This window comes from Streptomyces sp. CA-251387, from assembly GCF_050936625.1.
In the GTDB taxonomy this organism is placed as follows: domain Bacteria; phylum Actinomycetota; class Actinomycetes; order Streptomycetales; family Streptomycetaceae; genus Streptomyces.
In genome coordinates, this window is the sequence record NZ_JBNJMJ010000001.1 from 4,575,476 (window position 1) to 4,594,639 (window position 19,164).

Consider the following 19,164-nt stretch of genomic DNA (forward strand, 5'->3'; position numbering starts at 1 on the left):
GACGCCTCTTGTCCCGGGCCCGACCCTGAGGGGACGGACGGGACCCCTCCCGAGGACCGCACGGACATTTCCGGGGCCACTCGCGGCCCGGCTCTTCGGGCAGAACCACACCTCCTCGAGCAGGACAACCACCTCTTCGAGCAGCACGAACCACCTCTTCGGCAAGCGAACAGAACACGCAGGGGGCACGGGTGAACCACGACGCTCTGGAACTCACCGAGGCGCACTACGAGTTGGTGATCAGCGTCGACGCCAGACGTTCCGGCGAGTACGACGACGTCGACAAGCCGCGCATGCGCGCCCGGATCTACCGGGTGCTGGAGACGGCCTTCACCCACGCCAAGGTGGCCCGGGACGCCGTGCACATGGAGGACCGCGGCGACGGCGTGCTGCTGTCGGTGGCGGGCCGGATCGCGGTGAGCCGGCTGCTCGGCCTGTGGATGGTCGAGGTGCACGAGAAGCTGCGGGACGAGAACCGTGACCTGGCGGTCCCCCTCGGGCTGCGCGTCGGCATGCACGTCGGCCCGGTCCGGCACGACGACCGGGGCATCAGCGGACGCGCCGTCGATCTCGCCTGCCGGCTGGCCGACTCTCCCGTCGCCCGGCAGCTCCTCGACGCCGAGAAGGCCGACCTCGTGCTGGTGACCTCCCAGTCCCTGTACGAGGACGTGGTCGGCGCCGGCGGCAAGTTCATCGAGCCCGCGCACTACGCGCCGGCCCGGCTGCGGCTCAAGGAGGGCGAGGTCACCGCCTGGTTCCACCTGCCCGGGCGGCCCGCGCCGGAGATCCCCGAGGGTGCCGCACCGGCATCGCCGGCGCCGTCGCCTGCCGCCGCTCCCCTGCCCGCCGTCGACGACGAGCTCGACGGCATCGACGACACCGATGAGGACGAGTTCGAGGTCGTGGACATGTCCGGCCATCGGCCCGGCCGCGTCGCCATTCATCAAAACGTCAGCCGCGACGCGTTCCATAACGACGGCTCCGTCTTCCACGGAAACGTACAGATGGGCGGCGGCACCACCAACCACGGCACCACCGACCACCACGGCACCGAGCAGCGGAAGGGCTGAGGCGGGTGAGCGACGACGAGCAGGCGGGCGGCGCGGCCGACGACGCCCCCGAGCAGCCCGGCGCGGGACGGTCGTCCGACGACGGCAAGAAGGCCGGGGACGACGGGAAGGCCGGCGACGGGAAGGCCGGCGACGGGAAGGCCGGCGACGACAAGAAGCAGGACCGGGACGACGACGGCCGGTCCGACGACGAGAAGTCCGCGGAGGACGAGGAGGCGGAGAAGGAGAAGGAACGGGAGCGCGCCGCCGGGCGGTTCAAGGAGCGCACCCGTGACCCCCTCGCCGACGACCAGGGCGAGGAAGGGCCCACCGATCTCGCCGCCGCCGCGCGGACGCGCCGGGCCACCCGGCAGCTGTTCGACGTCCGCCGGGATCTGATCAGCTTCGCCCACTCCCGGCTCCAGAGCGCCCATATCGGCGACAACTTCAACCTGCTGCTGGGCTCCCACCGGCCGGGTGCCGGTATGCGCAGCGGCCCCGTGCCCGAGGAGGAGCTGCGCAGGCTCCGCCGGGCGCATGTGGAGCCGGAGGGGTACGTACGGCTGCGCACCGCGCTGCGCTCCCGGCGGCTGCTCGTGCTCGGTGCCGCGCCCGGCACGGGACGTACGAGTACCGCGCTCTCGCTCCTCGACGAGGTCACGACCTCCACGGCGGACGACACGGACGCGGAGCCCGTCGCCCGCATCCGGCGGGTGGATTCGGACGGCGGGATCCGGCAGTTGGCCGAGACGCTGGACCGTGAGGGCGGGGACGCCTGGCGCGGCACGGGTCATCTGCTGGAGCTGTCCCTCGACCGGCCCGGTGCCCTGCCCCCGGACGAGATGGACCTCGACGAGCTCGCCGCGGCCCTGGCCCGCCGCGAGGCCTTCGCGGTGATCGTCGTCGCCGTGGGGTCGGCGGCGAACCCGCTGCTGACCGGGCGGTACGGCATGCTCTGCCCGCCCGCGCCCACCGACGAACTGCTGGCCACCCGGTTACGCGAGCGGCTGGAGGAGCGGGCCGCCGAGGCCCCGGCGCTCGACACTCCCCTGGACGACCTGCTGGCCCGCGCGGAGGACCTGGCGGCCCGGGCGGAGGTCAATGACGCGGTCGGGCTGAAGGATCTGCGGCCCGCCGAGGCCGAGTTGCTGGCGTCGCTGCTGGCCGGGCATGTGCTGGGGGACGTCTCCCACGAGGAGTTGCTGTCCGGCTGCCGCAGCATCGCCGCCGAGCAGGCCCAGGAGTGGTTCGCCGGTGTGGACCGGGCGCTGACCGCGCCCCCGGCCGAGGCGGAGCGGGCGGACCGGAGCGCGGCGCGGTCGGGGACGGCGACGCTGTTCCACCCGGTGGCGTTCCGGATCGCGCTCGCCGTGCTGGGCGGGGCCTCGCACAGCGCCGTGGCCTCCGCCGCGCACCTGCTGACCTGGGAACTGTCGGTCCAGTCCGACCCGGACCACACCCCGGCCCGCCCGCTGTTCTGCGACGACCCGGAAGCCGATCTGGCGCTCTCCCGCGCCGAACTCACCGACGGCAAGGTCGAGGTGGCCGGGCACGACGTCCCGGCCCGGCTGATCTGGTACCGGGGTTCCGCCCTGCCGTCGGCGGTGCTGACCGAGCTGTGGGACCGGCACTTCCCGGTCCGGGCGCCGGTGGTGCGCTGGCTGCGGCTGCTGGCGGACGATCCGCGCTCCCAGGTGTGGATGCGCGCCGCGGTGGCCGCCGGAGAGCTGTGCGTACGGGACTTCGACCACGGCTACACCGAGCTGGTGCGGCCGCTCGCCGAGTCCACCACGAACCGCCGGCTGATCTTCGCGGCCACCACGCTGGACCAGGCGGCCGGTCACGCCTCGCACCGCAAGGCCGTGCACAGGCTGATCGGCGACTGGGTCAAGCGGGGCACCCCGTCGCAGCGCTGGGCCGCGGCGTGGGCGCTGGGCTACGGCAACGCCGCGGCCACGATGGACGCCACCCTCGACGCCCTGGCCCGGATCGGCGTCCGGGACGAGGGGGAACTGGTCTCGGTCGCCTCCCACAACGTCGTACGGCTGCTGGTGCTGCCGGACGCCGCCGAGGTGCTGGCGCGGATGACCGAGTGGACGCACCACAAGCGCGAGCCGTACCAGGACCTGGGTCTGGCGGCCACCGTGCGGCTCGCCCTGACGACGGTGGACGAGCTGCTGATGGACCCGGACTCCCTGGCGGACGACTGCGACTCCCCGTGGTCGGACCGCGGGGACTGGCCGCTGTCGCTCGCCCTGGCCGCGATCCGGCCCGAACTCGTCGAGCCGATGGCCGACTTGATGTGGACCGCGCTGAACACGGCGCGGTCGAGGGACGTCGCGATGGAGGCGCTGGAAGAGCTGCTGCGGTCGGCCGTGCGCAAGGACGGCAGCGAGTGGACCCGGCGGGGGCTGGCTCAGTTGCTGCCCGCGCTGGCGGCGGATGAGCACGACCGGCGGCAGCTGGACTGGCTGCTGCGCCGAATGATGAACGACCCGGAGAAGCCGCTCCCCGAACCGAAGGCGCGCGAGCTGTGGTTCCTCGCCGTCCCCGCGTCGGAGCGGACCCGCCAGGAGGAGAGGCATGGCTGACAACGAGGACGCGAGGGCCCAGGCGAAGCAGCGGCTCCAGGCGAAACGGGCCACCGCCGACACCGGCCCCAAGGGCCCGTTCCTGCGGGAGTACGCACCGACGGGCGGGCTGCCCACGGTGAGCGCCCAGAAGACCTCGGTGGTGTTCTACCGGAACGGCGGCTACAGCGTGGTCACCGCCTTCGGCGTCCGGCACGTCGACAAGCCGATGTTGGCCCGGCCGTACACCGTCTGCGAGATCGCGGTCGGCACCCTCGTGACACCCCTGCGAATCGACCTGCCGGCCGCCGGCGGCACCTCCTTCTTCAAGGCCGAGGTGGACATCGAGTGGGAGGTGACCGATCCGCACATGGTCGCCGTCCAGGCCGTGAAGGACGTCGCCAAGCGGCTCACCGCCCCGATCCTGGAGCGGCTGCGCGAGGTCACCCTGTCCTACCGGGTGACCGACGCCGAACAGGCCAACCGGGTCATCACGCGCGAGTGCGCCGGCGGTCGCTGGAGCGATCTGGGGGCCGAACTCGGCCTGCGGGTACGGCTGTACGTCCGTCTGGGCGTGGACGACGACGCCATCGCGCACGCCAAGAAGAAGCGGGACGTGGCGGCCGAGGCCGAGGTGACCCGGCAGCGTCAGGTGGAGTACCGGCGCATGCTGCAGGGCGGGGACCTGGAGCAGCTCAGCTTCATGCTGGCGGCCGACCCCGAGGGGGCCAAGGACTTCCTGGAGAAGATCCGCCAGGAGGGGAGGGAGGACGAGAGGGAGCGGGTCGCCCGGCTCTACACCATGGCGATCAGCGGCGAACTCTCGACCGTCGACGTCCAGACACAGATCCTGAACCTCCTCAACCCGAGCGGGCGCCGCCCCATCCAGGGCCCCATCGGATCGCTCCCGCCCCGCCGGGAGCCCCGGCAGCTGGAGCCGTCCACGGACGGGCGGTTCACCCCGGACTGGGTGTCGGACGAACCGCCCCGACGCCGCTCCCACCGACCTGAGCCCGACCGAGCGGGGCCCGGCCGACGCGAGCCGTACGCCGGAGAGGGCCCCGACCGTCACGAGCCGTACCCGGGGGACCGGACCGACTACGCCGACCCGGCCACCCCCGCCCGGCGCCGCGGCCACCGTCCGCAGCCCTATCCGGCGGACGACCGCGACCACGACGACCAGCGCACCCCGGCCCGGCGCCGAGCCGACCGGCCCGAGCCCTCCTACCCGCGAGACGAGGCCGACTACGACGAGCCGCGCGTCCCGTCCCGGCAGCGCACCTACCGCACGGAGCCCTACCCGGGCGCGGGCGCCGAGGACGACGAACCGCGCTCCCGCACACGCCGGCAGACCTACCGGCCGGAGCCGTACCCCTCGGGCCCGGACCCCGACCACGACGACCCACGCGCCCGCGACGACCGCCACCGGGCGTACCGCCCGGAGCCGTACCCCACGAGCCCGGACCCCGACCACGACGACCCACGCGCCCGCGACAACCGTTCCCGCACCTACCGAACGGAGCCGTACCACCCGGACGACGACGGCGACTACGACGATCAGGGTGCCCGAGCCCGGCGCCGGCCCTCGCGGCCGGAGCTCCCCCCGGGCCCGGACCCCGACGACTACGACCCGCGCGCCGCCGACCGTCCCCGCACCTACCGGCCCGAGCCGTACCACCCGGACGACGACCTCGACCGGGGACGGCCGCGCCGCCGCAGACGTGCCGCGGACGACGGATGGTCCTGGGCGGAAGAGGACCGATGACCGCCGAGGGCGCGGCACGGACCTCCCCCGACCCGGTCGGGCCTGTGCCGGACGGGGGTCGGCACTGCCACGACCGGGCGGGGGAGCGCATCGCCGAGCGGCTGCTGGCCACCGTCCGGGAGGACCTCGGCCGGGCCGACTCCAAGGCGGCCGTCCTGCTGTCGGGGACGCTCGCGCTGCCCGCGTTCCTGGCCGGGTGGCGCGGCACTCCCGGGTGGGACGGCTTCGCCGACGTGACGCTGGTCCTCTCCGGCGTGCTCTGGGGCGTCGCGGTGGCCGCGCTGGTCGCGGCGCTGATGCCGCGCACCGGCACGGTCCGCGCCGGGGACGGGGTGACGTACTTCGGCGATCTGGTGGCTCCCCACGACCTCGCGGGGCTGACCGCCCGGGTCGTCGAGGCCGGGCGTGATCCCGCCCGGTGGCTGCTCGTCCAGGCCGTGGACGTCAGCTCGATCCTGTCCGCCAAGTACCGGGCCATCCGCTGGGGCGTGGGCTCGCTCGCCCCGTCGGCGGCACTGGCCGTGGTCTGGGGGCTGACAGCGGGCTGATCCCCGACGGCGCACGCAACACCGGCGTACCACCGCGCACACGCCAACGCATCACCGCACACCGCACCTTCGCGCACCAGACACGACACAGACGCGTCCCCACGTACGCGTCGCACGACGAACCAAGCACCTCGGCACAACGCACCAAGCCGTCACGGCAACGCACCAAGCACCTCAGCACGACACACGCAGCACCTCAGCACGACGCACGCAGCACCTCAGCACGACGCACGCAGCACCTCAGCACGACGCACCAGAGCCTCAAGCACCAACCTCGAGCACGCATTCGAAGACCAAGGGGACGGCCGTGGGAAGAGTCACGGGAAGACGGCAGACAGGAAGGGCCCGGGTGCGCCACGCCGCGGTCTCGGTGCTCAGCGGCACCGCGGTGTTCGTGTCGCTGCTGGCACCGGCCGGTCAGGATCCGGTGCCGGCGGCGGACTCCGAGCCGGCGTTCCCGGCGGTCAACTACGCGGTGGCCGTGGACGAGTCGGCCAGCCTCGCGCCCGAGGACATGAAGGCCGAGAAGGCCGCCGCCCAGCGGATCGCGCTGGGCGACGTGTCCTCGTCCTCGCAGGTCACGGTCTTCGGCTTCGCCGCCGCCGAGACCGCCGACCAGCGCGCGGTGGACCCGGTGTGCCCGCGCACCACGCTGGACGCGGCGGGCCGCGAGACGATCGGCACATGCGTCGACAAGCTGCGCAGCCGCAAGAAGAGCGAGGGCACCGGCACCGACCTCCCCAGCGCCATCCGCCAGGGCGTGCACGACCTGACCGACGGCTCGGACGCCTCGGCGCCCCGGGTGCTGTTCCTGCTGACCGACGGGAAGATGGACGTCAAGGACAGCCCCAAGTACGGCGATCCGGCGCACCGTGAGGCCGAGGGCGAACGGCAGCTGAAGGAGGCGCTGAAGGACGCCGCCGCCCAGAACGTCCAGATCTGGCCGTTGGGCTTCGGTCCCGACCCGGACAAGAAGCAGCTCGACCAGATCGCCGCCGGCGGCTACCAGAAGGGCTGCGTCGCACTGCCCTCCGCAACTCCCAGGGCCCACAAGGTCTCCGGGGCGAAGGACGTCGGCACCACTCTGGAGAAGATCTTCGCCGCCGCCCACTGCCTGCGTCACGAGCCGGGCCCCTCTCCCCAGCGGCCGCCGTCCACCCAGGAGATCGGCATCTCCCCGCTGGCGACCGTCGGCAGCATCGTCGTCGACAAGGGCGACCCCGAGGTGAAGATCAGCTACATCGACCCGGCGGGCGACACGATCACCAACACCTCCGGGACGTACAAGAAGTCCCGCTTCGAGCTGGCCGGCGGCACCGGCACCGTCGAGGCGCTGAAGATCGTCGATCCGCTGCCCGGCGTCTGGAAGGTGAAGGCCGAGGCCCCGGAGGGCCATCGCTCGCTGCCCGTCGCCGTCAGCGTGCTGTGGCAGGGCGAGCTGCGCGGCGCCATCACCATGGACCCGCCCTCGCCGCAAGCCGGCGAGAAGGTCACGGTGACCATGCGGCTGCAGACGCGCGAGGGCTACGAGATCAAGGATCCGCGCGACTACGAGGGGCTGCGGGTCCGCGGCGAGCTGACCGGTGACGGCTTCTCCCCGCTGGCGATCGACCTCACCGACGGCGGCAAGGGGGCCGACCCCGAGGCCAGTGACGGCTCCTTCACCGGCACCGTGAAGGTCCCGCAGGACGCCGACGGGGCGCTGAAGGCGAGCGCCACGCTGACCGCCTCGGGGCTGCGCGCCGACACCCGCGACGAGGAGAGCGTGGTCGCGCCCGGCGACCTGCCCGTCAAGGCACCGCTGGAACTGCCCGCCGGCAGCACCCACCCCGGCGGCACGGTCACCGGCACCCTGGACGTCAGCAACACCACCGACGCCCCGCACACCCTGCGGCTGTCCGTCGCCGACGTGAAGGACGGGCTGCTCTCCGTCGAGCCGAACGAGATCACCCTCAGGCCCGGTGAGCAGGGCACCCGGAAGGTCACGGTCAGGGTCTCCCCCGCGAGCGCCTTCGGGGACCGCCTCGGCGACGGCCTCGACCTCTCCGGCACCTTCACCGTCGTCGACACCACCGACGACGACCGGGTGCTCACCCGTGAGCCGATCAAGGTGCGCGTCACACCGGAGCCCGGGCTCTGGGACAAGTACTGGTGGGCGTTCCTGTCCGGCGCCGCAGCGCTCGCGCTGGCCGCCGCGGCCGTCGTCGCCCGGCTGCGGCTGCGCAGGCGCCGGCGGGACCCGTTCGGGCTGGTGCTGCAGCTGGTCTCCGAGGACGGCACCGTCGTCAACGAGCACAGGGCCGGGCACGGCAACAACAAGCAGTGGTACGAGTTCGCCGTCGCCGAGGCCCATCGCAGCCCGCGGATCGACAAGCGCGCGCACGGTCCGTACGCCGTCCGGCGCAGCCGCGAGGGCGGTGCCGTGGTGCGCAAGGGCGGCAGCCGCATTCCGCTGCCCACCAACGGCCGGGTCCAGCTGACCGACACGCTCAGCCTGGCCCTCGGCGGGGCCCTCGGCTCGGGACCCCGACCGCCGCAGGACGCCTTCGCGGGTGGCACCGGCCCGCGCAACCCGGGCTCGGGCGGCGCCTACGACGAGTTCCTGTGACGCGCGGGGCGGGCCGGACACCTCACCACCCGGCCCGGCCCGCGCGCGGCACACCGCACCGCATCCCACCGCACCCCATCCCATCGCCGCGCGGCCCTCCCGCCGCGCGGCACCACGGACGTACCCAGCACATACCTGCGGCCGCGCCGGCCGTGAAGCGGGGAGGAACCCATGAAGATCTTCCAGCCGATGCTCTTCGTCGGCCTGGGCGGCACCGGAGGCCTGGTCGGTGCCGAGCTGGAACGCAGACTGCGTGCCGAACTGTGCGGCCCGGACGGCATGGCGCTCAGCCGGCAGAGCGGCCACGCCCCGTTCCAGCTGCCCGACTGCCTGCAGTTCGTGTACGCGGACTACAGCGAGAGCGATCTGCAGCGGCTGCCGCAGTTCAACGTGGACCCGTCCCTGCGGGCGGCGTACGCCCGTACCTCCCGGGCCACCCACAACCTGCTGCCGAACTTCGACGCCTCCCCGGAAGTGACCAAGATGCTCCGGGCGGTCCTGCGTGACGAGGTCGCCGACTGGCTGCCGCCGCGCGTCGACGAGCCGAAGGTCACCCCGCTGCACGCCGGCGCGGGTCAGCTGCCCACCGTGGGGCGGGCCGCCCTGTTCGCCACGCTCCGGCACGGCCTCGCCCCGGTGCTCGAGCCGCTGCTCCAGGCGATCGACGCGATCGCCAAGGCGGGCGGCGAGCTGAGCGAGCTCGGCGGCGGCAAGGTCAACGGCTGTGACGTGTTCGTCGCCTTCTCGGTGGCCGGCGGCACCGGCGCCGGGATCTTCCTGGACTATCTGCACCTCATCAACCACGCCTTCCAGCTGCGCCGCTTCGACGGCGTGAAGATCTACCCGCTGGTCGTCATGCCGTCGTCGTTCTCCGCCGCGACCGGCGGCGGGCGGGAGGCGGAGCTCAACGCGGCCCGGGCGCTGGTCGACCTGTTCCGGCTGGTCGACACGCAGAACGCGCCGTCGGAGGGCCACGAGATCGGCGATCTCGACCAGGAGCTCGGGCTCGGCGTCCGCTACCCGGGCATGACGCCGATCCGGCTGCGCACCGGCATCCTGCCCACGGCCTTCCTGTTCAGCCCGACCGCCGGCATCCGCGCGGACGATCTGCGCCGTTCCATCGTCTCGCTGGTGATGTCGCTGATCGGCACCGAGCTGGGCGACGGCAGCGTACGGGGCCGGAAGCTGGCGGCCGACGACGACTTCACGACCTTCGCCGCCAGCTTCATCAACCGGGGCGTGCAGCGCAGCGCGGTGTCCCCGACCGGGATCGGCCGGCAGGGCGTCTCCACCAGCCTGGTCGCCTCCATGACCGCCCCGATGGACCAGCTGGCCGACCTGGTGGCGGGACGGCTGCTGCGGCTGGCGGTCACGGACCTCGTGGAGCGGCCACGGGCGGAGCTGCGGGACGGGGCGGTGCCGCTGATCCGACAGCTGTTCGCCGACTCCCACCTCGAAGAGCTGTGGGAACGCAGGCAGTTGGCGTTGCCCGAGCCCGATCCGCTGCCGCGCGGCGGCAAGAACATCGAGCAGGCGCTCGGCGAGCGCATCGCGGACATGCAGCGGCTGCTGTCCGACCTGCGGGCCGAGGCGGACCGCGCCGCCATCGCGATGGCCGACCGGTTCGCCCCGCGCCCCGCCATCGACAAGCTGCTGCAGACCGTGGACCCCTTCCTCGCCGAACGCGTCGTCAGGGGCGTCCCGGACAGCGACGAACCGATCGCCAAGCTCGGCTTCCTCGGCATGCTGGACAGCCGCGCCCGCACCCCGCAGCGCCCGCCCGGGGTGACCGAGCAGCCGCCCAAGATCCCGCGGATCAAGGGGCAGTTGGGCGGCCTGGCCCCGGCCCGCTGGGGCGACGACGACGTGCAGGCGGCCATCCAGGAGCAGGACGCCTGGTACCAGTGGCGCTGCCGGACGGTGTGGCACGAGGCCTGGCGCGAGCAGCAGCAGCACTGGCAGCCGCACGCCGACGCGGCCGGCGCCGACCTCGCACGCCTGGTGAACGCCTTCCGCCGGCACAGCGACCAGGAGCGCAAGACGGCCGAGCAGAAGGGCCGCGAACTCTACGAGGACCGCACCGGCATCTCGTACCTCCTGCCGCCGCAGCGCAGTCTCAACCACTTCTACGAGGACGTCGTCGTCCGGTTGATCCGCCGCGAGGGGCTGCGGGAGAACGACGACGAGGCGGACCTGCTGCTGAAGCTGGTCGACGGTGACACCTGGCGCCAGGTCCACGGGCTCAGCCGGCGCGACCCGGAGGGCGCGGTGGCCCGCGTCAAGGGGCAGCTGGAGGCCCGGATCACCCGGCTCTTCGCGGAGAGCGGGGCGCATCTGGAGGAGCGGCCGCTGCTGCCGTCCATGGGCACGCTGCTGGCCGCGGCGGCCGGGGACGCGGACGCCAAGGACCAGGTCAGCAAGGAGGCGCTCGACCTGTTCGGCCGGAAGCTGACCGGGCTGCTGCCGGTCGGGTTCACCCCGGAGGGCACCGGGCTGCTCCGCGTCCTGGTCACCTATCCGCGGGTGCAGGCCGTGGACGAGGTGCAGGAGTTCCTCGGCAAGACGCTGCGGCTGCCCTCGGACGCGAAGAACTCCGTGGAGTACCGGGGTGTGGAGAGCGACTCCATCACCGTAGTCCTGTTCCGCAGCGAGATGAGCCTCACCCAGGTTCCCGAGGCCCGCAAGGTGCTGCGCCAGTGGGCCCGCGCGAAGGACAGCGAGCAGGCGCAGGACGTCCTGCGGTGGCGGCAGCGGCTCGGCTACCGGGACAGCTGGATGGTCAGCAGCGAGGAGGACCGGCGCGTCATCCTGCACCGCCTGCTGTGCTGTATGTGGAACGGCCAGGTGGACGTGATGGACGGCGACCCCGCCTCGCCGGAACGCGTCCGGCTCCGCCTGCACCCCGAGAAGGGCGCGAACGTCCCCGGCGTGCGGCTGCGGCTGGGCGACTACCCCGGCGGGGTGTCCAGCTGGGCCGAGCTGCTGCGCTCGTACGAACGCTGGACGGTCCTGGACGACGAGCGGATCGTCGAGGACTACTGCCGCGAGCTGATGGGGGCTCAGCCGCTGGGCCTCGCCCGCACCGGCAGCGAACCCCATCCCCTCTTCGTCGACCTGGTCGAGAAGGTCGCCCCGCGCCAGCTGGAGCTGCTCACGGAGCGCCGGGAGCGGGGCGGCGAGCGGATCGAGGGCTGGGTGCGCCCGCTGTGGGAGTTCTGGGCGGAGACCCTCCCGGCCGCCCTGGACACCGAGTTCGGCGACCAGCGCGCCGTCCAGCCGACCCTGCGCACCCTGCTGGAACACGTCCGCGGCGGCACCCCGACCGACCCCCGCGCCCGCGGGGACTTCTCGGCATCCCGGCGCCCGGCACCGGATGAGGACGACTGGGGCACGACACCGGTGTCCTCGCGGGGCGGGGGCGGTTACGACGACAACGGCGACGACTACGACAGGCCGTACGGCGTCGAGCGCGGTGAGCGCGGTGCAGCGGACCGGGAAGGCCGCGACGGCCGGGACAGCCGCCGCGACACCGACACCGACTTCCGGACCGGCAACCGCCGCGACGACCACGGCGACTACGACAGGCCCGGCCCCGACGTCGACCGCCACCGCGGCGGATACGACAGGCCCGACCCGGACGCCGACCGCCACCGCGGCGCATACGACAAGCCCGACCCGGACAGTGATCGTGGCCGGGACGGCCGCCGCGACGACTACGGCGACTACGACAGGCCCGACCCCGACAGTGACCGCCGCCGCGACGGATACGACGCCGGGCAGGGCGGTCGGCGGCGCGCGCCGTGGGACGACGAGTCCGGCGACAGCGGCCGGGGCGGCGCCCCCTGGGACGGTGACGTGCGGTGAGCCGGTCCCAGGACTTCAGTACCGTCATCCATCTGGACCTGCGTGCCGGGGCCGCGGCGCTGAACGACCCGTCGGCCGTGCGGGCAAGGGTCGCCCAGGAGTTGAGCCGGGCCGGGCTGCCGGAGCCGGACGACCCGCTGTTCCTGGTGGTCGACACCCCGGCCGGGCTCGCCGACCACCAGCCGCAGTACGAGCTGCTCACCGGCTACCGGGCGGTGGGCGAGGTCCGGCTGCTGGTACTGCTGGTCGGCAGCGCGCCGGGCGCGTTCGCCGGTGCGGAAGGCGGCTTCCAGCCCGACCGCCGGCTGCTGCGCCCCTCGGTGCTGCGGGCCACGGGCACCGCACTGCTGTGGGCCGGCGATCTGCGCTCCGCCCGCACCGCGCTGGAGCAGCCCGAGCCGGACGACCCGGACGCGCTGGCGGTCCTGGTGGACGTCCTGTCCGTCCCGGACGTCTATCTCGCGGTGCTGGACGGCATCCAGTCGCTGCCCGAGGCCGTCGCCGCGCCCGGCGTACGGCTGCTGGAGCAGGACCTGCCGCCGGAGGTGCGCGACCGGGCCTGGCGCGACGCGCTCACCCGGTTCGCCGGCGAGGACACCGAACTGGCACCGGACGTGCTGCTGACCGCCTCCTCCGGAGCCGACCTGCCGGAGCCGCTGCGCGGCCTGGTGGCGGGCCGGGGCGGCCGGGACCTCGGCCACCGGGAACCCGGCGGCGTGGCCGACGACGCCTACCGTGCCTGCGCGGACGCCCTCGAGTACGCCGAGGAGGCGCTGGCCGGACTGCGGTCCCTGCCCGGCCTGCTGCGGGCCTCCCGCCGGGAGGCGTTCGAGACGGACGTCGACCAGGCGCGCCAGGCGCTCGACAACTACCGCGACCTCGTTGCCACGGCCCTGCGCAGCGGCGGCGGCACGGCACCGTCGGCGGCCGAGTCGGCGACCCGGCTGGCCGCCCTCGGGCTGCGGGTGCCGTCGGCCGAGGGCATGGGCGAGCGGATCGGCGAGGGGCTGCGGGAGTTCGCCCACAAACTGCTGGGCCAGGGACTCGCCCTGCGCTCGGTGGCCCAGCGCTTCACCGGTCTGGCCGGACGCGTGGAGCCGCTGCCCGGCTCGGCGCTGCTGCCGAAGCTCGCCCCGCACTCCGCCGAGGCCGTGGCCCGGCAGACGGCGGGCACGGCGGACGCCACGGTGCCGGGACTGCCGGTGGCCGGTCCGCTCGCGGCGGCCGGGGCGGGGCTGCTCGGTGCGCTGTGGTGGGGGCCGTTCCTGCCGCTGGCGGTCGTCGTGCCGCTGCTGTTCGTCGGGATGGCGGTGCTCGGCTCGGCCCGGCTGAAGGGTGCGGGACGCCCGGGCCGCTGGGGCGTGGCCCCCACGGTCGCGGCGGTCGGCAGCGCGCTCGTCGGGGCCGCGGCGGCGTACGCGACCGAACCCCCCGGCTGGCTGAGCACGATCGGCCTGCTGGCCGCTCTCGGCGTAACGGAGGAGACCGTACGCCGGCTCTGGCGCGCGGCGGCCGCCGCCTGGGCGCCCGGCCACGCGACGGCCGTACTGCGCCACGCCCTTGAGGGTCTGGACGCGCTGCTCGCCGAGGCGGTCCGGGAGCACTGGGCCGTCGAGGAGCGCCTGTACTGCGCCGACGCCGCCCGTTCCGTCGCCGGCATGCTGCGGGCGACGGCCGCCGCGGCGGAGGCGGAGGCGGTGCCCGAGCCTATGGGGGTCCCCCCGCTCGAGCGGAGCCGGGAGTGGGGGAGGCTCGTGACCGGCGGGGTGTCCGCGCCCTTCGGGGCGCCCGGCGCCGGGACGTCCGACGAGGACCGCTGGCTCGACGACGACACGGACCTGGAGCTCGACGACGCCTTCACCGACGCCGACGACGGCGACTGGGCGAGCGTGTACGCGTGGGAGGACGAGCCCGCCGAGGCGAAGGGGCGCAGCGGTCAGGAAGGATCGGCGTCCGGCCGGGAGACGAGTGCCGTCGGCCCGAACGGCCGTCCCAGCAAGGGAGTTGTGCCGCGCTGGCTGGAGCGGGAGAGCGGTGAGGGCGGGCCGGAGCTGGTCGCCACCCTGTCCGCCGATCTGACGGACGCGGCCCTGGAGGCCATGAAGCACTACTGGGGTGCCGTCGAACGCGGCCAGGCCGGCGCCCGCGCCGTCCGGCGCACCGAGGAACGGGTCCGCGAGCTGCTGTCGACGGCCCGCCATCATCTCCGGCACAACGGAGTGCTGGCCCCGCCCCCGTTCGCCGCCGCGCGCCGCGTCCGCGCCACCTCGGCCAACCTGCTCGGCACCGACCCGCAGGGACCGGCCGAACTGGTCGGCACGGAGGCCGGCCGGCAGGCCGTGGTGCAGTTGTCCACACCCGAGCAGGGCACGCTGCTCAGCCGCGACCCGGCGGCCGCGGTGTGGCTCAGGTTCGCCCCCAGGGCCGTACGCGACGAGGTCGAGAAGGCCTGGCGGACGAGCGGTTCGGTGCACCCGGAGGAGGTCCTGTGGACGTCGTCGGGCCGGTACGCCGGCCTGGTGCGCCTCACCCCCCTGCGCGTGGGCGTGGTGGAGACCGTCCGCCCCCGGCACGGCTCGGACGGGGAACCGGCCAGGGAGATGGACGACGGGATGGAGACGTACGGCACGACGAACCCGTACGACCGGGCAGCTCCCTACGACCGGGCGGAGCCGTACGCCCGCACAGAGCCGTACGAGCGGACAGAACCGTACAAGCGGGCGGATGCCTACGACCGGGCGGAGCCATACGACCGGACCGGCTCGGACGACGACTGGCTGAGCTCCGGCGACGACTGGCCGGAGAGCGACGCACGAGGGGACGGCGACCGCTGGTGACGAGCACCACGCATTCCGCGCTGCCGGGGCCGGGCGGACCGGCTCCGGACAAGCTCGCGTTCACCGTGCCGTCGGGGCGGCGGCGCGTCACCCCGGTCCGGGTCGGCCGCGAGTTCCGCCGCGACCGGCTGCTGCCCCAGCTGATCCGCAAGGCCGTGCTCGACGACCAGGGACAGCAGTGCGTGCAGGTTCGCCTGAGCGCCAAGGAGGCGGCGAACCCGGCGGCGCGCGCCCTGCTGGACACCGAGGCGGGCACGGCACTGCAGCTGAACCAGTTGCTCGGCGACACCGAGTACGCGGCCCTCTTCCCGAGGCTCGTCGGCTACGAGCTGGACACCGCCGAGCCGTACGTGCTGTACGACCCGCCGCGCGGCACGCCCGTCGCGCGGATCCATGTGATGTCCGCGACCGACCAGGAGATCTTCACCCGGGACCTGATGCTGGCCCTGTGCCTGCTGGAGGGCCAGGGCCTGGTGCCGCGCGGCGTCTCGCCCGCCACCGTGTTCTGGGACGGCGCCAGGGTCCAGCTCTGGGGGCTGGAGTCGGTGACCCGGACCGGACGGCCGCGTCGCCCGTGGGGCCGGGCGCCCTTCTGCTCGCCGGAACAGCGCCGGGGCGAGGCCCTCGCGGACGCGCGGGACGCGGTGTGGAGCGCGGCGCAGGTCCTCTACCAGCTGGTGACCGGACGGCCCGGGCCCGCCGACCGGCCGCCCGCCGACCTGCGCGACCACCGCAAGCTGGACCAGACGTTGCGGCCCGCCTTCGCGCCGCGGGCCGCCGACCGGCCGACGCCCACCCAGGTGCTCGACCTGGTGGCACCGGGCACCGCCCGCCGCGTCCGGCTCGCCGTGCCGCCCGACGAGACCCGCCCGCACCACGAGGCCTTCGAGGAGGCGCTGCGTCTCAAACGGCAGGCACCCGCGGCCCGGCCCCGGAACGGATCGTCCGAGCCGGAGAACGGCGAGGTGCTCTGCCCGTACTGCCTGGAGACCATCCGGCTCGACCTCACGAAACTGTTCGTCACCGACAGCCGGATGCAGTACAAGCCGCTGGACCTCAAGGGCATCAACAACCCCGTGCGGCGGACGGACGTCATGCGCGGCGCCGTCCAGAAGTGCACGGCGGACCCGGAGTTCCCCACCCACTACATCCCGGTGCCCTACCTGACGTACGGCCGTCCGCTGACCGTCGCGATGGTCGGCCAGTCCTCCACCGGCAAGAGTCATCTTCTGACCCAGATGATCGCGGCGATCACCGACGGCGGCCTGGAGCCGTTCGGCCTGAAGTGGCAGTCCGTCAATCCGGAGCAGCACGCCCGGTTCGTCCGGGACCGGGTGCAGCCGTTGCGCAGCGGCAAGGTCCTGGACCACACGGCGGCGCTGGGCATGGACGACTTCGCCCGGTTCGTGGAGTCCCTGCTGATCACTGACGCCCGCGGGCAGGTGCGCCCGATCGCCTTCTTCGACCTCGGCGGCGAGGACCTCGTACGGACCGACGCGGCGCTGCGGTTCCTGCTCGGCGTCGACGCCCTGGTCTTCGTCGTCGACCCGGCGCTCGCCCTTCCGCTGCCGCAGCTGGACCACGCCCGGGAACGCTGGGGTGTGGAGGTGAACCGGGACGGCGACCTCGCCTTCGGCACGGTCCTGGACCGGCTGCCGAAGAACGGCGGCTACCTGGACGTGCCGGCCGCGATGGTGCTCGGCAAGGCCGACCTGCTCCGGTTCCAGCCGCCGGTCGACCGCTGGCTGAACCGCCCGCCGGCCACGTCCCTCGACCCCGAGCTGCTGCGCGAGGAGAGCCGGGACGTCTACGGGCTGCTGCGCCGGCACGCGGGCCAGGCGTGGCTGCGCCCCTTCGACGCGATCCGCCGCTGCACCCTGCACATCGCCTCCGCCACCGGCGGCCAGGAGGACCACGGCCGGTATCCGGCGGGGGCCGGACCCCGACGGGTGCTGGAGCCGCTGCTGGCCCTGCTGGCCATGCACGGCCTGATCCAAGTCCCCGGCGGCGCCGAGGCATTGGCGGTGGGGGAGGCCCCGGCGCTCGAAGCGGTGCCGTGGGACGGGACCGGGGAAGCCGGGCGGTTCGAACGTTCTGATGGGCCCGGGGAGCCCGACGGATCCGAGGAAGGAGAACACCGGTGAACGACTTCCAGGACCGGGACTCGGTGCACCAGATCGTCTTCCGCTGGGACGGCAACCACGGCCGCCAGGGCACCGGCATGAACGCCGTCGCCCACTCCTGCGACGCCGGACGCGCCGAGGAAATCGGCCGGGAACTGGGCCCGTTGCTGTGGGTGTCCGGCGCGGCGGCCGCCCGGCCGAGCGTCGTCCGCACGCTCTCCCGCGACGACGACGTCCTGCTCGTCCAGCGCTGGCCCACGACCGACCCGAGCGGGCGGCCCAGCACGGTCAGCCATGTGCTGGTCGGGGACCGCGGCACCCTGCCGCCCGCGCGCTGCCTCGGGCTCGCGTACAACGGCGGCTGGCGCAAGCAGGAGAGAGCCGAGCAGGACTCCGGTCAGCTCGCGAAGTTCGATCTCACGGACCTCCACGAGCTGGCGAGGGGCCGGCTGCCCGGCATGGTGGAGCGGCTGTCGGAGGTCGAGCGCGCGCTGATCCTGGCCGGCGCGGAGCTGCTGCGCGATCCGAGTCAGCGGGTGTCGCTGCTGCTGGAGGAGAAGACACCGGAGAGCTGGCCGGACCCGGCCATGGTGCCGCTCGTCTATCTCGGGCTGTTCCTGATCTTCGGGTCCTGGCTGGACCAGGAGTGGACGTTCGCCACGTACGACACGGTGGACAGCCATCCCCTGCGGCTGATGTCCGTCCCGCGCTGGGAGCCGGACTCGGGCGGTTCCGGCCCGCTGGCCCGGGTCATGGGCCGCCGACCGGCCACGTTCCAGTTCGAGCACAAGGCGGCGGCCCAGCTGGTGGCCCACCTCCTCACCCACCCGCAGACGGCTCCCGGCGTACCCCAGCTGGTCGAGGCACTCCCCGACGGCGCGGCCCTGGACTGGGAGAGCCGCCGCGACCGCCTCAGGAAGATCCTCGGCCCGGACCGGCAGGAAAGGGGCCGGGCCCGGGCCCGGGAGCGGGAACAGGAACGAGAACCGGAACGGGAACTGGAACTGGATCGCGCCGGGGCACCGCCCCAAGCCACGACCGCCCCGGAGACCTACCCGACGACTCCGTACGAAGGTCCCTACGGGCAGCCGTACCAGGACACCTACGCCCTCCACCAGGACCTGCGCGACAACCGCCACGGTGACGCCATGCGGCACAGTCTCCTGATGGCGCGACTGGGTGAACAGCCCGACGAGGTGCTCCTGGATGTGCTGAGCTCAGGCGAACTGCCGCCGGACTCCCTGGACTTGGTGCTGAGGGAGCTGGGCAAGCCCGACCGCGTACAGGTACGCCATCCGGACATGCGGCACGCACTGTGCGCGGAAGTGCTCCGGAACGGCCTGTACTTCAGACCGCAGGGAATGGCCCTGGCCGACCGGGCGGCCGACCTCTTCAGCTGGGCCGTCGCCCCCGTGGCCCGGGACCGGCGCCATCTGACCCAACTGGGGGAGGTGCTGCACCTGATGAGCGTCAGCACCCACCCCACCGCGTTCAACTGGCTCCGGCAGAGCATCATCGAACCGGCGAACGGCCGGATCCCCGACCTGCCGCCGGAACTGTGGAGCCAACTGCTGCGGGACGCGCTGAACCGCAACGGCAGACACCCCGCCGCGCCCCCACCGCCCCGCCCCGCTCAAGCACCCACAGCACCACCCCCACAACCGGTGGACCTCACCTCGGATCCCATCGGCCTCACAGCCCGGCTCTCCGACATGATCAACAACCCGGGCTGTTTCATCGGGAGCATCGTCGTCCTGGGTGTCGTACTCGTGGGGCTGGTGCTGATGCTCTTCATCTGAC

The 19,164-nt window shown here is 73.7% G+C and carries 9 protein-coding genes; all 9 read left to right on the forward strand.

What is annotated here, in order from left to right:
* Window positions 1-191 precede the first annotated feature (191 nt).
* The 9 genes from ACQEV2_RS20430 to ACQEV2_RS20470 all read left to right on the forward strand — a co-directional run bounded on the left by ACQEV2_RS20430 (window position 192) and on the right by ACQEV2_RS20470 (window position 19,163).
* Window positions 192-1,070, forward strand: a complete 879-nt coding sequence (locus ACQEV2_RS20430; RefSeq protein ID WP_433043252.1) for a hypothetical protein — start codon at window positions 192-194, stop codon at window positions 1,068-1,070.
* A 5-nt stretch (window positions 1,071-1,075) separates the two neighbouring features.
* Window positions 1,076-3,640 carry a hypothetical protein gene (locus ACQEV2_RS20435; protein WP_433043255.1) on the forward strand — a complete coding sequence of 855 codons (2,565 nt, stop codon included), beginning with the start codon at window positions 1,076-1,078 and terminating at the stop codon, window positions 3,638-3,640.
* A complete protein-coding gene (locus ACQEV2_RS20440; RefSeq protein ID WP_433043258.1) occupies window positions 3,633-5,384 on the forward strand; it encodes a hypothetical protein in 1,752 nt (583 codons plus the stop codon). Before ACQEV2_RS20435 ends, ACQEV2_RS20440 begins: the two co-directional genes overlap by 8 nt.
* Entirely contained in the window at window positions 5,381-5,932 is a 552-nt protein-coding gene (locus tag ACQEV2_RS20445) for a Pycsar system effector family protein (RefSeq protein WP_433043260.1), read from the forward strand. The genes ACQEV2_RS20440 and ACQEV2_RS20445 overlap by 4 nt, the downstream gene beginning before the upstream one ends.
* A 349-nt stretch (window positions 5,933-6,281) precedes the next feature.
* Window positions 6,282-8,540 carry a VWA domain-containing protein gene (locus tag ACQEV2_RS20450; RefSeq protein ID WP_433043263.1) on the forward strand — a complete coding sequence of 753 codons (2,259 nt, stop codon included), beginning with the start codon at window positions 6,282-6,284 and terminating at the stop codon, window positions 8,538-8,540.
* A gap of 171 nt (window positions 8,541-8,711) precedes the next feature.
* Entirely contained in the window at window positions 8,712-12,404 is a 3,693-nt protein-coding gene (locus tag ACQEV2_RS20455) for a tubulin-like doman-containing protein (RefSeq protein WP_433043266.1), read from the forward strand.
* Window positions 12,401-15,241, forward strand: a complete 2,841-nt coding sequence (locus ACQEV2_RS20460; RefSeq protein WP_433043269.1) for a hypothetical protein — start codon at window positions 12,401-12,403, stop codon at window positions 15,239-15,241. Before ACQEV2_RS20455 ends, ACQEV2_RS20460 begins: the two co-directional genes overlap by 4 nt.
* Window positions 15,238-17,385, forward strand: a complete 2,148-nt coding sequence (locus ACQEV2_RS20465; RefSeq protein ID WP_433043272.1) for a hypothetical protein — start codon at window positions 15,238-15,240, stop codon at window positions 17,383-17,385. The genes ACQEV2_RS20460 and ACQEV2_RS20465 overlap by 4 nt, the downstream gene beginning before the upstream one ends.
* A complete protein-coding gene (locus ACQEV2_RS20470) occupies window positions 17,382-19,163 on the forward strand; it encodes a hypothetical protein (protein WP_433043275.1) in 1,782 nt (593 codons plus the stop codon). Before ACQEV2_RS20465 ends, ACQEV2_RS20470 begins: the two co-directional genes overlap by 4 nt.
* The last annotated feature ends 1 nt before the right edge of the window (window position 19,164 follow it).